This window comes from Streptomyces sp. NPDC101110 (assembly GCF_044759525.1).
In the GTDB taxonomy this organism is placed as follows: domain Bacteria; phylum Actinomycetota; class Actinomycetes; order Streptomycetales; family Streptomycetaceae; genus Streptomyces.
Window position 1 is genome coordinate 80,531 of sequence record NZ_JBIVZM010000021.1, and the last position, 12,849, is coordinate 93,379.

The 12,849-nt window shown below is 70.6% G+C and carries 11 protein-coding genes; 10 read left to right on the top strand and 1 reads right to left on the bottom strand.

Annotation, left to right across the window (positions count from 1 at the left end):
• Positions 1 to 6: 6 nt before the first annotated feature.
• The 5 genes from pgeF (at position 7) to ACIQU3_RS35085 (ending at position 3,757) form a co-directional block, all read left to right on the top strand.
• Positions 7 to 738, top strand: a complete 732-nt coding sequence (gene pgeF, locus ACIQU3_RS35065; RefSeq protein ID WP_403729487.1) for a peptidoglycan editing factor PgeF — start codon at positions 7 to 9, stop codon at positions 736 to 738.
• 6 nt (positions 739 to 744) lie between these two features.
• Entirely contained in the window at positions 745 to 1,464 is a 720-nt protein-coding gene (locus tag ACIQU3_RS35070; RefSeq protein WP_403729490.1) for a YggS family pyridoxal phosphate-dependent enzyme, read from the top strand.
• A gap of 129 nt (positions 1,465 to 1,593) precedes the next feature.
• The gene (locus ACIQU3_RS35075; RefSeq protein WP_403729493.1) at positions 1,594 to 2,235 is read left to right on the top strand and encodes a cell division protein SepF; all 642 of its coding nucleotides are present in this window, start codon (positions 1,594 to 1,596) and stop codon (positions 2,233 to 2,235) included.
• Between the two features lie 59 nt (positions 2,236 to 2,294).
• On the top strand, positions 2,295 to 2,579 hold the full coding sequence (locus ACIQU3_RS35080) for a YggT family protein (protein ID WP_030248691.1): 285 nt from the start codon (positions 2,295 to 2,297) through the stop codon (positions 2,577 to 2,579).
• Positions 2,580 to 2,635: 56 nt separating this feature from the next.
• Positions 2,636 to 3,757, top strand: a complete 1,122-nt coding sequence (locus ACIQU3_RS35085; protein ID WP_234845033.1) for a DivIVA domain-containing protein — start codon at positions 2,636 to 2,638, stop codon at positions 3,755 to 3,757.
• Between the two features lie 214 nt (positions 3,758 to 3,971).
• On the opposite strand, the gene ileS is transcribed toward ACIQU3_RS35085, so the two are convergent.
• Positions 3,972 to 7,148 (bottom strand): isoleucine--tRNA ligase, encoded by a 3,177-nt coding sequence (ileS, locus tag ACIQU3_RS35090; RefSeq protein ID WP_403929671.1) that lies wholly within the window; start codon positions 7,146 to 7,148, stop codon positions 3,972 to 3,974.
• A 611-nt stretch (positions 7,149 to 7,759) separates the two neighbouring features.
• Here ileS and ACIQU3_RS35095 point away from each other — a divergent pair.
• The 5 genes from ACIQU3_RS35095 (at position 7,760) to ACIQU3_RS35115 (ending at position 12,650) form a co-directional block, all read left to right on the top strand.
• Positions 7,760 to 8,758 (top strand): TraR/DksA family transcriptional regulator, encoded by a 999-nt coding sequence (locus ACIQU3_RS35095; RefSeq protein ID WP_403929674.1) that lies wholly within the window; start codon positions 7,760 to 7,762, stop codon positions 8,756 to 8,758.
• A gap of 89 nt (positions 8,759 to 8,847) precedes the next feature.
• Entirely contained in the window at positions 8,848 to 9,516 is a 669-nt protein-coding gene (lspA, locus tag ACIQU3_RS35100) for a signal peptidase II (RefSeq protein ID WP_403729502.1), read from the top strand.
• Between the two features lie 43 nt (positions 9,517 to 9,559).
• A complete protein-coding gene (locus tag ACIQU3_RS35105) occupies positions 9,560 to 10,504 on the top strand; it encodes an RluA family pseudouridine synthase (protein WP_389614078.1) in 945 nt (314 codons plus the stop codon).
• Positions 10,501 to 10,968 carry a GNAT family N-acetyltransferase gene (locus ACIQU3_RS35110; RefSeq protein ID WP_403729505.1) on the top strand — a complete coding sequence of 156 codons (468 nt, stop codon included), beginning with the start codon at positions 10,501 to 10,503 and terminating at the stop codon, positions 10,966 to 10,968. Before ACIQU3_RS35105 ends, ACIQU3_RS35110 begins: the two co-directional genes overlap by 4 nt.
• 95 nt (positions 10,969 to 11,063) lie before the next feature.
• Positions 11,064 to 12,650 carry a Na+/H+ antiporter gene (locus tag ACIQU3_RS35115; protein ID WP_403729508.1) on the top strand — a complete coding sequence of 529 codons (1,587 nt, stop codon included), beginning with the start codon at positions 11,064 to 11,066 and terminating at the stop codon, positions 12,648 to 12,650.
• The last annotated feature ends 199 nt before the right edge of the window (positions 12,651 to 12,849 follow it).

Here is a 12,849-nt window from a genome sequence, read left to right on the forward strand (position 1 = left end):
TCAGTCGTGATAGGACAGCGCGAAAGCGCGAGCGGCGCGCACTTCGGCTTCACCGACCGGTGGGGCGGGGTGAGCGCCGCTCCGTATGAGGAGCTCAACCTCGGCGGAGCGGTCGGCGACGATCCCGACGCCGTACGCACCAACCGGGACCTGGCCGCCAAGTCCCTCGGTCTCGAAACGGACCGGGTCGTCTGGATGAACCAGGTGCACGGGGCCGACGTGGCGGTGGTCGACGGCCCGTGGGGATCTTCGGCCCCGGTCCCGTCGGTCGACGCGATCGTCACCACACGCCGAGGGCTGGCCCTCGCCGTACTCACCGCCGACTGCGTGCCGGTGCTGCTCGCCGACCCCGTCGCCGGGGTCGCCGCCGCGGCCCACGCGGGCCGGCCCGGCATGATCGCCGGAGTCGTCCCGGCCGCGCTGCGCGCGATGACGGAACTGGGCGCCGAGCCTTCCCGGATCGTCGCCCGCACCGGCCCCACCGTCTGCGGCCGGTGCTACGAAGTGCCCGAGGCGATGCGCGCCGAGGTGGCCGCCGTCGAGCCGGCGGCGTACGCCGAGACGAGTTGGGGCACACCGGCGGTCGACGTGAGCGCCGGAGTGCACGCCCAGCTGGAAAGGCTCGGCGTGAGCGACCGGGAGCAGTCGCCGGTGTGCACGCTCGAGTCGCGCGATCACTTCTCGTACCGCCGCGACCGCACCACCGGTCGGCTCGCGGGTTATGTGTGGCTGGACTGATAGGGCATGACGGACCGTAAGGACGAACTCGCCGCGAATCTGGCGAAGGTGGAACGGCGTATCGCCGACGCGTGCGCGGCCGCGGGGCGGGCACGCGACGAGGTGACCCTGATCGTGGTCACCAAGACTTATCCCGCGAGTGACGTGCGGATCCTCGCGGAACTCGGCGTGCGGCACGTTGCCGAGAACCGCGACCAGGACGCGGCCCCCAAGGCCGAGGCATGCTCGGATCTGCCCCTTACCTGGCACTTTGTGGGTCAACTCCAGACCAACAAAGTGCGTTCGGTGGCCGGTTACGCGGACTTCGTGCAGTCCGTCGATCGTTCCAAGCTCGTCACAGCTTTGTCGAAGGAGGCCGTCCGGACCGGACGCGAACTGGGATGCCTCCTCCAGGTCGCGCTCGACGCCGGGGAGAGTGCCCGCGGTGAGCGGGGCGGAGTCGCGCCCGACGGGATCGCGGAGCTGGCCGATCTCGTGGCCGGGTCGCCGGGGCTCCGGCTCGACGGGTTGATGACCGTCGCGCCGCTCACCGGCGAATACGCCGGACGCGAACTGGCTGCCTTCGAGAGGCTGATGGTTTTGTCGACCGACCTGCGCCGGAGTCACCGGGCTGCCACCATGGTCTCGGCAGGGATGAGTGCGGACCTCGAACAGGCCGTGAAGGCCGGAGCGACACATGTGCGCGTCGGCAGCGCGGTACTCGGAGTCCGCCCCAGGCTCGGGTAACGTCGCCAAGAAGTCGGACCACAGCAGAAAATATGGTCATTGCCGCCGATAGGCGGATTCAAGGACCACGTGGATCGCGGGCACTTGGCAGTCGTCAGCCGATCCACCACAGAGCGGAGGACTCAGAGCATGGCCGGCGCGATGCGCAAGATGGCGGTCTACCTCGGCCTCGTGGAGGACGATGGGTACGACGGCCGCGGATTCGACCCCGACGACGACTTCGAACCCGAACTGGACCCGGAGCCCGAGCGGGACCACCGACGGCACGAGCCGTCCCACCAGCCGCACGTCTCACATCAGCCCCAAAGGGACGAAGAGGTACGAGTCGTACAGCCGTCCGTGCCTCGCGAACCGGCTCCCCGCTCCGCTTCGCTACCCGCGGAATCCAACCGCCCGGCGCGCATCGCGCCCGTGGCATCCATCACACAAGAACGCGCAAGTCTGGAGAAGAACGCACCGGTGATCATGCCCAAGGTCGTGTCCGAACGAGAGCCTTACCGGATCACCACGCTTCACCCACGGACCTACAACGAGGCCCGTACCATCGGGGAACACTTCCGTGAAGGCACCCCGGTGATCATGAATCTGACTGAGATGGACGACACAGATGCGAAGCGACTTGTCGACTTTGCGGCCGGTTTGGTGTTTGGTCTTCACGGCAGTATCGAGCGGGTGACGCAGAAGGTGTTCCTGTTGTCGCCTGCTAACGTCGATGTCACGGCGGAGGACAAGGCCCGCATCGCAGAGGGCGGGTTCTTCAACCAGAGCTGAGACGCACCACCGGAACAGCAGTACCGAGCAGGGCACAGGGGAGAGGGAAGCAAGAGGTCATGAGCGTGGTTTTGGATGTCGTCTACATCGCGCTGATGTGCTTCCTCATCGTGCTCATCTTCCGACTGGTCATGGACTATGTCTTCCAGTTCGCCCGCTCATGGCAACCCGGCAAGGCGATGGTGGTCGTTCTTGAGGCCACCTACACTGTCACCGATCCACCGCTCAAGCTTCTGCGGCGGGTCATTCCGCCGCTGCGTCTCGGGGGCGTGGCGCTAGACCTGTCCTTCTTCGTACTGATGATCATCGTCTACATCCTGATCTCGATCGTGAGCCGGCTGTGATGAGCGATGTGACCTACCGTCTTGCCGAATGCCGACGACTACGTTGAGGTGAAGAGATGCCGTTGACCCCCGAGGACGTGCGGAACAAGCAGTTCACGACCGTCCGCCTCCGAGAAGGCTATGACGAGGACGAGGTCGATGCCTTCCTCGACGAGGTCGAAGCCGAACTGACCCGCCTGCTCCGTGAGAACGAGGACCTGCGCGCCAAACTGGCCGCGGCCACGCGCGCTGCTGCGCAGAACCAGCAGAACATGCGCAAGCCTCCGGAGCCGCAGCAGGATCAGCAGCAACAGCAGCAGGGCATGCGCGGTCCCGGCGGTCCTGTCCCCGCCGGCATATCGGGCCCGCCGCAGCAGCAGATGGGTGGCCCCATGGGTGGTCCGCCCCAGCTGCCGAGCGGTGCCCCGCAGCTGCCCGCCGGTCCCGGCGGTCAGGGTGGACCCCAGGGTCCCGGCCCGATGGGCCAGGGTCCGGGTCCGATGGGCCAGCCCCCGATGCAGCAGCAGATGGGCGGCCCCATGGGCGGCCCCGGCCCGATGGGCGGTCCGATGGGCGGCCCCGGTCAGGGAGGCCCCGGTGGCGACAGCGCCGCCCGTGTCCTCTCGCTGGCCCAGCAGACCGCCGACCAGGCGATCGCCGAGGCCCGTTCCGAGGCCAACAAGATCGTCGGCGAGGCGCGTTCGCGTGCCGAGGGTCTTGAGCGTGACGCCCGAGCCAAGGCCGACGCCCTGGAGCGGGACGCGCAGGAGAAGCACCGCGTCGCGATGGGCTCCCTGGAGTCCGCCCGCGCCACGCTGGAGCGCAAGGTCGAGGACCTGCGCGGCTTCGAGCGCGAGTACCGCACACGCCTGAAGTCGTACCTGGAGTCGCAGCTGCGCCAGCTGGAGACCCAGGCCGACGACTCGCTGGCCCCGCCGCGCACTCCGGCGACCGCGTCCCTCCCGCCGTCCCCGGCGCCTTCCATGGCTCCGGCCGGCGCGAGCGCCCCGTCCTACGGCGGTGGCAACCAGACGATGGGCGGCGCCCCCTCGCCGTCCGGTCCGTCCTACGGCGGTCAGCAGCAGATGTCGCCGGCGATGACCCAGCCGATGGCTCCGGTGCGGCCGCAGGGCCCGTCCCCGATGGGTCAGGCACCCTCGCCGATGCGAGGCTTCCTGATCGACGAGGATGACAACTGACGGCCTGATGGCCAGTAGTACGGCATAGACGTCGGCAGCGTTCAGGGCGAGGCCCCGGGTGACCACCCGGGGCCTCGCCCTTTTGCCACGTGCGTTCGTGTCCGCGCAGGCGCGTTCGTGCGTACACAGTCGCGGTCGTGCGTACGCAACGCCGAAGGCCCGGTCCCGCCAAAGATCTTGGCGGGACCGGGCCTTCGGATCGTTCGGCCCGGGGTTACACCTTGCGCAGGCGGAACGTCAGGGACAGGCCCTCGTCGGTGAAGGGCTCGCCGTAGGTGTCGTCCGCCTCGCCCTGGGCGAAGTCGCTGCCGAGCACCTCGTCGGCGATCAGACCGGCGTGGTCGGTCAGGGCCTCGACCGTCGCCCGGTCCGTGGCCGTCCAGCGCAGCGCGATGCGGTCGGCCACGTCGAGGCCGCTGTTCTTGCGGGCCTCCTGGATCAGGCGGATCGCGTCACGGGCCAGGCCCGCCCGGCGCAGCTCCTCGGTGATCTCCAGGTCCAGGGCGACCGTGGCGCCCGCGTCGGAGGCCACCGACCAGCCCTCACGGGGGGTCTCCGTGATGATGACCTCGTCGGGGGCGAGGGTGATGGTCTCGCCGTCGACCTCGACCGACGCCGTGCCCTCGCGCAGGGCCAGGGACAGGGCGGCCGCGTCCGCGTTCGCGACGGCCTTGGCCACGTCCTGCACCCGCTTGCCGAACCGCTTGCCCAGCGCGCGGAAGTTGGCCTTCGCCGTGGTGTCGACCAGGCTGCCGCCGACCTCGCTCAGCGTCGCCAGGGACTCGACGTTCAGCTCCTCCGTGATCTGCGTGCGCAGTTCGGAGTCCAGGGTGTCGAAACCGGTCGCAGCGATCAGCGCGCGGGACAGCGGCTGACGCGTCTTGACGCCCGACTCCGCGCGCGTGGCACGCCCCAGCTCCACCAGGCGGCGCACCAGCACCATCTGCTTCGACAGCTCCGGGTCGATGGCGGTGAGGTCCGCCTCCGGCCAGGACGACAGGTGGACCGACTCGGGAGCGCCCGGGGTGACCGGGACGATCAGGTCCTGCCACACCCGCTCGGTGATGAACGGGGTCAGCGGGGCCATCAGCTGCGTGACCGTCTCGACGACCTCGTGCAGCGTGCGCAGGGCCGCCTTGTCACCCTGCCAGAAGCGGCGACGGGAGCGGCGCACGTACCAGTTGGACAGGTCGTCGACGAACGCGGAGAGCAGCTTGCCGGCGCGCTGGGTGTCGTAGGAGTCCAGCGCCTGGGTGACCTGGTCGGTGAGGGCGTGCAGTTCGGACAGCAGCCAGCGGTCCAGGACCGGGCGGTCGGCCGGGGCCGGGTCGGCCCCGGACGGGGCCCAGTTCGAGGTACGGGCGTAGAGCGCCTGGAAAGCGACCGTGTTCCAGTACGTCAGGAGCGTCTTGCGGACGACCTCCTGGATCGTGCCGTGGCCCACGCGGCGGGCCGCCCAGGGGGAGCCGCCGGCCGCCATGAACCAGCGGACCGCGTCGGCGCCGTGCCGGTCCATGAGGGGGATCGGCTCCAGGGTGTTGCCCAGGTGCTTGGACATCTTGCGGCCGTCCTCGGCGAGGATGTGCCCGAGACAGACCACGTTCTCGTACGAGGACTTGTCGAAGACCAGCGTGCCGACCGCCATCAGCGTGTAGAACCAGCCGCGGGTCTGGTCGATGGCCTCGCAGATGAACTGCGCCGGGTAGCGGGCCTCGAACAGCTCCTTGTTCTTGTACGGATAGCCCCACTGCGCGAACGGCATCGAGCCCGAGTCGTACCAGGCGTCGATCACCTCGGGCACGCGCGTGGCGGTCTTCCCGCAACCGCCCTGCGGGCAGGCGAAGGTGACCTCGTCGATGAACGGGCGGTGCGGGTCCAGGCCCGACTGGTCGGTGCCGGTCAGCTCGGTCAGCTCCGCGAGGGAGCCGACGCAGGTGAGGTGATCGTCCTCGCAGCGCCAGATGGGCAGTGGGGTGCCCCAGTAGCGGTTGCGGGACAGCGCCCAGTCGATGTTGTTGTTCAGCCAGTCGCCGTACCGGCCGTGCTTGACCGTCTCCGGGAACCAGTTGGTGCCCTCGTTCTCCGCGAGGAGGCGGTCCTTCAGCTCCGTGGTGCGGATGTACCAGGAGGGCTGCGCGTAGTAGAGGAGCGCGGTGTGGCAGCGCCAGCAGTGCGGGTAGCTGTGCTCGTACGGGATGTGCTTGAAGAGCAGTCCGCGGCCGTCGAGGTCCTCGGTGAGCTTCTCGTCGGCCTTCTTGAAGAAGACGCCGCCGACGAGCGGGACGTCCTCCTCGAAGGTGCCGTCGGGGCGGACAGGGTTCACCACCGGCAGGCCGTAGGAGCGGCAGACCTTGAGGTCGTCCTCACCGAAGGCGGGGGACTGGTGCACCAGACCCGTGCCGTCCTCGGTGGTGACGTACTCGGCGTTGACCACGAAGTGGGCCTCGGCCGGGCTGTGCCCATTGGTTCCCTCGCTCACGCTCGGGAACTCCACCAGCTCGAAGGGGCGCTGATACGTCCAGCGCTCCATCTCGGCGCCGGTGAAGGTCTGGCCGGTGGTCTCCCAGCCCTCGCCGAGGGCCTTGGCCACCAGCGGCTCGGCGACGACGAGCTTCTCCTCGCCGTTCGTCGCTACCACGTAGGTGACCTCGGGGTGGGCGGCGACGGCGGTGTTGGACACCAGGGTCCACGGGGTCGTCGTCCACACCAGCAGGGCGGCCTCGCCGGCGAGCGGGCCGGAGGTGAGGGGGAAGCGGACGAAGACCGAGGGGTCGACGACCGTCTCGTAGCCCTGCGCCAGCTCGTGGTCGGACAGACCCGTGCCGCAGCGGGGGCACCAGGGGGCGACGCGGTGGTCCTGGACCAGCAGGCCCTTGGTGAAGATCTCCTTCAGCGACCACCAGACCGACTCGATGTACTCGGGGTCCATCGTGCGGTACGGGTCCTGGAGGTCGGTCCAGTAGCCCATGCGGGTCGTGAGCGCCTCGAAGGCGTCCGTGTGCCGGGTCACCGACTCGCGGCACTTCTCGTTGAACTCCGCGATGCCGTACGCCTCGATGTCCTGCTTGCCGGAGAAGCCGAGCTCCTTCTCGACGGCGAGCTCGACCGGGAGGCCGTGGCAGTCCCAGCCGGCCTTGCGGGCGACGTGGTAGCCGCGCATGGTGCGGAAGCGGGGGAAGACGTCCTTGAAGACGCGCGCCTCGATGTGGTGGGCGCCTGGCATGCCGTTGGCGGTGGGCGGGCCCTCGTAGAACACCCACTCGGGGCGGCCCTCGGACTGCTCCAGGCTCTTGGCGAAGACCTTCTGCTCGCGCCAGAAATCGAGCACGGCGTGCTCGAGGGCGGGCAGGTCGACCTGGGCGGGGACCTGGCGGTACGTCGGCGATGTCATCAGCGGGCTTCCTCCGGCGGACTTGCTGCCTTCCGTCCGGAGGGACGAGAGCTACGTCTGCCTGCGCCGCCTTCGGCGCGCTCCCGCGGTACCACCCTCCTTGGCCCTCCGGCACGGGGTGTGCGCCGGCGAGCCCCCTCATTGGGGTCGCGATGCCGGGTCTACCGGCCGTCGCTCACTGGCTCCGGCTTTCTTCCGGCGGCTCCGGGGTGATCTTCACGTCGCGCTCGCCCCCGGGCTTCCACCGTCCCCGGGTCGCTCTGGGCTGCGTACGCCGCTACTCGTCCCCATCCACGCTTTTCGCTCCGCCCAGTGTACGGCGCCGCGCGGGCGGCGGCCGACCGGTTTTCCCGACCGCCGGGGGTGGGGCCGCGTGGGGGCGATATGGGGTTTCATGACCCAAATAGCGCGGTATAGGTGTTCGGATCCTGGGACGTCCGGCTCGGCGGATTACCCGGCGGGGAGCTGGGCACAACGGATGCAGGTTCGCCGCGCGGCGTGCGCGAGGCGGGCGAATCGGGCGGTGTGCCCCGTTGCCGCGGGACTCGAGTCGATTTATCGTCCCAGCACGATGCGCGAGCAAGATCACAATATGTGAAGGGGCCGCGGCCATGGTGGCGAAGAAGACCGCCGTACAGCAGCCGGCGTCCGGCAGGTCCGCCAAGGCCTCCGGCGGCGCTGCGAAGGACGTGGGCGGGAAGAAGTCCGCGCAGGCCTCGGCGGGGCGCGCGGCCGAGGCGGGCGAGGGGAAGACCGCCGGGACGAGGGCGTCCGGGAGGAAGACGGCGGTGAAGAAGGCCGTGGCCGGCGAGTCCGCGGCCGGCGGGACAGGTGCCCGGAGCGCCGCCGGTGGGGCGGCGGGGAAGAAGACCGCCGGGAAGAAGGCCTCGGGCGGGAAGGCCGCCGGTGGCGCTGCCGCGGACAGGGCGGTGGAGGGGAAGGCGGCCGGGAAGAAGGCCGTCGCCAAGAAGGCCCCGGCCGGGAAGGGCGCCGGAGGCAGGAGCACCACCACGAAGAGCGCGGCCGGGAAGGGCACTGCCCGCACCGGCGCGGTCACACAGGACACGGCCGCGACCAGCACGGCCAAGAAGGCGGGTGCGGCCGAGGCCGCGCAGCAGACGGGAGCGACGACGGTGCGTGCGAAGAAGACTCCTGGCCCGGCCGCGGCGGCGAAGACCGCCGTTCCGAAGGCACGGGTCGCCGCGGCGGAGCCCGGCGAGCTCGCGGTACGTCCCGGTGAGGACCCCTGGACCGCGGAGGAGGTCGAGGAGGCGCGGTCCGAGCTGACGTCCGAGGAGACCCGGCTGCGTGAGGAGATCACGTCGTCGGAGCGGTCCCTCGCGGGCCTGATGCGGGACTCCGGGGACGGCGCGGGCGACGACCAGGCGGACACCGGCACCAAGAACATCACCCGCGAGCACGAACTGGCCCTGGCCGCCAACGCGCGCGAGATGCTCCTCCAGACCGAGCGCGCCCTGGACCGCCTGCACGCGGGCACCTACGGCCTGTGCGAGAACTGCGGCAACCCCATCGGCAAGGCCCGTATGCAAGCCTTCCCCCGGGCCACGCTCTGCGTGGAGTGCAAGCAGAAGCAGGAGCGCCGGTACTGACCGGCCGCCGAATGCCTCCTGAACACGTGGGACGCGCAGGCCGTGCCGTACCCTCGTCCTCAGTCAGGCACCTAGGTTGAGGGACTCACGTGGCAGAGGCGGAGCGCATCATCGGTACGCCGGACACACCGGACGCGGCCGGGAGCGGCAAGGAGCGGCCCGGCGCCGAGGGCTCCCCGGCCGGGGAGCCCGGCACCGACCCGGAGGTCCCCGCGGCCCCGGCGGGAGCGCCCGGTGCCGGCGAGCCGGATGCCGCCGCCGGGGAGCCCCGCGGCAGGCGCCGGATCGCGGTGCTGTTCGCCGTCGCCGCGTTCGCCTACGCCCTCGACCTGATCAGCAAGCTGATCGTGGTCGCCAAGCTGGAGCACCACCCGCCCATCGAGATCATCGGGGACTGGCTGAAGTTCGAGGCGATCCGCAACGCGGGCGCGGCCTTCGGCTTCGGCGAGGCCTTCACGGTGATCTTCACCATGATCGCGGCGGCGGTGATCGTGGTGATCGCCCGCCTCGCCCGCAAGCTGTACAGCCTGCCCTGGGCGATCGCGCTCGGCCTGCTGCTCGGCGGTGCGCTCGGCAACCTCACCGACCGGATCTTCCGGGCCCCGGGCGTCTTCGAGGGCGCGGTCGTGGACTTCATCGCGCCCAAGCACTTCGCCGTCTTCAACCTGGCCGACTCGGCGATCGTGTGCGGCGGCATCCTGATCGTGCTGCTCTCCTTCCGGGGTCTCGACCCGGACGGGACCGTCCACAAGGACTGAGCGTGCGTACGGCCCCGTCGTAGCCGTCCGGCATACTCGACGGGTGAGCACGATTCCCGAGATCCGTACCCTGCCCGTGCCCGACGGTCTGGAGGGCGAGCGCGTCGACGCCGCCATCTCCCGCATGTTCGGCTTCTCCCGTACCAAGGCGGCCGAACTCGCCGCCGCGGGGAAGGTCACGGTCGACGGGTCGGTGGTCGGCAAGTCGGAGCGCGTGCACGGCGGCGCCTGGCTGGAGGTCGAGATGCCGCAGGCGCCCGCTCCGGTGCAGGTGGTGGCCGAGCCGGTCGAGGGCATGGAGATCGTGCACGACGACGATGACGTGGTGGTGATCGTCAAGCCCGTCGGCGTGGCCGCGCACCCGTCTCCGGGCTGGACCGGGCCGACCGTGATCGGAGGCCTGGCCGCCGCCGGGTACCGGATCTCCACCTCCGGCGCCGCCGAGCGCCAGGGCATCGTCCACCGGCTCGACGTCGGCACGTCGGGGCTGATGGTGGTCGCCAAGTCGGAGTACGCGTACACGTCGCTGAAGCGCCAGTTCAAGGAGCGCACGGTCGACAAGCGCTACCACACGCTCGTCCAGGGCCACCCCGACCCCACCAGCGGCACCATCGACGCGCCCATCGGCCGGCACCCCCAGCACGACTACAAGTGGGCCGTCACGGCCGAGGGCAAGCCGTCCGTCACGCACTACGACCTCATCGAGGCGTTCCGCGCGGCGTCCCTGCTGGACGTGAAGCTGGAGACCGGCCGCACGCACCAGATCCGCGTCCACATGGCCGCCCACCGGCACCCCTGCGTGGGCGACCTCACCTACGGCGCCGATCCGACGCTCGCCAAGCGCCTCGGCCTGACCCGGCAGTGGCTGCACGCGGTGCGGCTCGGCTTCGAGCACCCCGGGGACGGGCAGTGGGTGGAGTTCTCCTGCGACTACCCGGAGGACCTGCAGAAGGCCCTCGACCAGGTCCGCGAGGAGACGTACGCGTGAGCACCCGGTACGTGGTGCGGGTCGCCGAGGACCCGGCCGACCGGGAGGCGTGCTTCGCGGTGCGCAAGGAGGTCTTCGTCGCCGAGCAGGGTGTGCCGGAGGACGTGGAGTACGACGAGCACGACGCCGGCGCGGTCCATGTGCTGGCGATCCGGGAGGACGGCCTGCCCCTCGGGGCCGGAAGGCTGCTGCACGGGGAGGCGGCCGTGGCGCGAACCGGAGCCGGCCCGTCGGTGGGCTCCCTCGGCCGGCTCGCCGTGACGGCCTCCGCGCGCGGACTCGGCGTCGGTGCCGCCCTGGTGAGGGCCATCGAGGACGCGGCACGCGCACGGGGGCTCACAGCCGTGGACCTGCACGCACAGACGCACGCGCGGGGCTTCTACGAGCGGCTCGGCTACGAGCCGTACGGGGCCGAGTACTTGGAAGCGGGCGTTTTGCACCAGGGGATGCGGCGTTCGCTTTAGCCCTCCGTGGGGGGTGCCGAAACGGTTTGTCCCGGGAGTTGCGTGGCAGGCTTGAGGTCAGTCGTGTGAACATTTGACCTTCCGGAGCGCTGACCGTGGATCAGTTGGCCCTGCTGTTCGTGCTGCTGCTCGGGGCCGTGATCAGTGTCCCCGCGGGGGACCGGTTCGGATTCCCGGCGCCGGTTCTGATGACGCTCCTCGGGATAGTCCTCGCGCTGCTCCCGTTCGTCCCCAACGTCGAGATCCCGCCGGACCTGATCCTCCCGCTGCTCCTGCCGCCCCTGCTGTACGCCGCCGTACGGCGCACGTCCTGGCGGCAGTTCGCGGCGAACCGGCGGCCGATCTTCCTGCTGGCGGTGGCGCTGGTGTTCGTCACCATGGCGTGCGTGGCCGCGGCGGCCGACGCCATCGTGCCGGGGCTGCCGCTCGCGGCGGCGTTCGCGCTGGGCGCGCTGGTGGCGCCGCCGGACCCGGTCGCGGCGACCGCCGTGGCCGGGCAGCTGGGGCTGCCGCGCCGGCTGGTGTCGATCCTGGAAGGCGAAGGGCTGTTCAACGACGTGACGGCCATCGTCCTCTACCACGTGGCGATCGCCGCGGCCGTCAGTGGGACGTTCTCGCCCTGGAAGGCCGGGCTCGACCTGGTGCTCTCCGCCGTGGTGGCGGTGGCCGTGGGGCTCGCGCTGGGTTGGGGCGCCAACAAGCTGATGGAGGTGCTCGGCGACGCGACCCTGCAGATCGGGCTGACCCTGCTGGTGCCGTACGCCTCCTACGTCATGGCCGAGGAACTGCAGGGCTCCGGTGTGCTCGCCGTGCTCACCACCGCCCTGTTCCTCGCGGAGTACGGCTCCGACGCCGACGACGTCATGACACGGCTGGCCGGGCACACGTTCTGGAACATCGTCGACACGCTCGTCACCGGCGTCGCGTTCGGGCTGGTCGGGCTGGAGCTGCACAACGCCATCCGCACGGCCTCCGGCCGGTGGGGCGAGCTGCTCTGGTGGGCGGCGGTGGTGGTGGCCGTCGTCGTGCTCGTGCGGCTGCTGTGGCTGCTGCCTGCGACCTGGCTGACCAAGCGGCTGCACGCGCGGCGGGACTACGACGAGGACATCCCGGTGAGCTGGCGCGAGACCGTGGTCATGTGGTGGTCGGGGATGCGCGGGGTGGCCTCGGTCGCCCTGGTGCTGGCGATCCCGCTGGAGACCGACGCCGGGGCGCCGTTCCCCAGCCGGGACGAGATCATCTTCATCGCGTTCGGGGTGATCATGGCGACGCTGGTGCTCCAGGGCCTGACGTTGCCGTGGCTGGTGCGCAGGCTCGGGGTGAAGGCCGACACGGACCAGGAGAAGGAGTTCGCGAAGGCACTCGCGATCCGGGCGGCCAAGGCGGCGAAGCAGCGGCTGCGGGAGATCGAAGGGGACGAGGAACTGCCGGAGGAGCTGTCCGAGCAGATGCTGCGGCGGGCCTACGACATCGGCGTGCGGATCAGCCCCGAACTCGCGGAGGACGAGCGCAGGGAGGCGTACCGGGAAGGGGCGCGCCGGGTGAAGCGGGTGCGGCGGATCCAGCAGGAGATGCTGAGTGCGGCGCGGCACGAGGTGCTGGCGGCACGCAGTGAGCCGGGCGCCGATCCCGAGGTGGTGGACCGGGTCCTGCGGCACCTCGACGTGCGCAGTCTGCGCTGAGCCGACGGCGGGGGCTTCGGCTCCGTTACGGCGGCGGCCCGGGGCCGGCGGATTGACGGTGGTCGGCCGGGGCCGGCGGATTGACGGCGGGGGCCGTGGTTGTTGATCCGACGGCGGGTGGTCAGGACCGTTGGTTCGAAGGCGCTCGGTCAGGGCCGTGGGCTCGACGGCGGGCGGCCGGGGCTGTCGGTTTGACGGT

Coding starts and splice junctions, on each gene's coding strand:
- ACIQU3_RS35075 (WP_403729493.1), top strand. CDS start 1,594: ATGGCCGGCGCGATGCGCAAGATGGCGGTCTACCTCGGCCTCGTGGAG.
- ACIQU3_RS35085 (WP_234845033.1), top strand. CDS start 2,636: ATGCCGTTGACCCCCGAGGACGTGCGGAACAAGCAGTTCACGACCGTC.
- ACIQU3_RS35070 (WP_403729490.1), top strand. CDS start 745: ATGACGGACCGTAAGGACGAACTCGCCGCGAATCTGGCGAAGGTGGAA.
- ACIQU3_RS35080 (WP_030248691.1), top strand. CDS start 2,295: ATGAGCGTGGTTTTGGATGTCGTCTACATCGCGCTGATGTGCTTCCTC.
- ileS (WP_403929671.1), bottom strand. CDS start 7,148: ATGACATCGCCGACGTACCGCCAGGTCCCCGCCCAGGTCGACCTGCCC.
- ACIQU3_RS35095 (WP_403929674.1), top strand. CDS start 7,760: ATGGTGGCGAAGAAGACCGCCGTACAGCAGCCGGCGTCCGGCAGGTCC.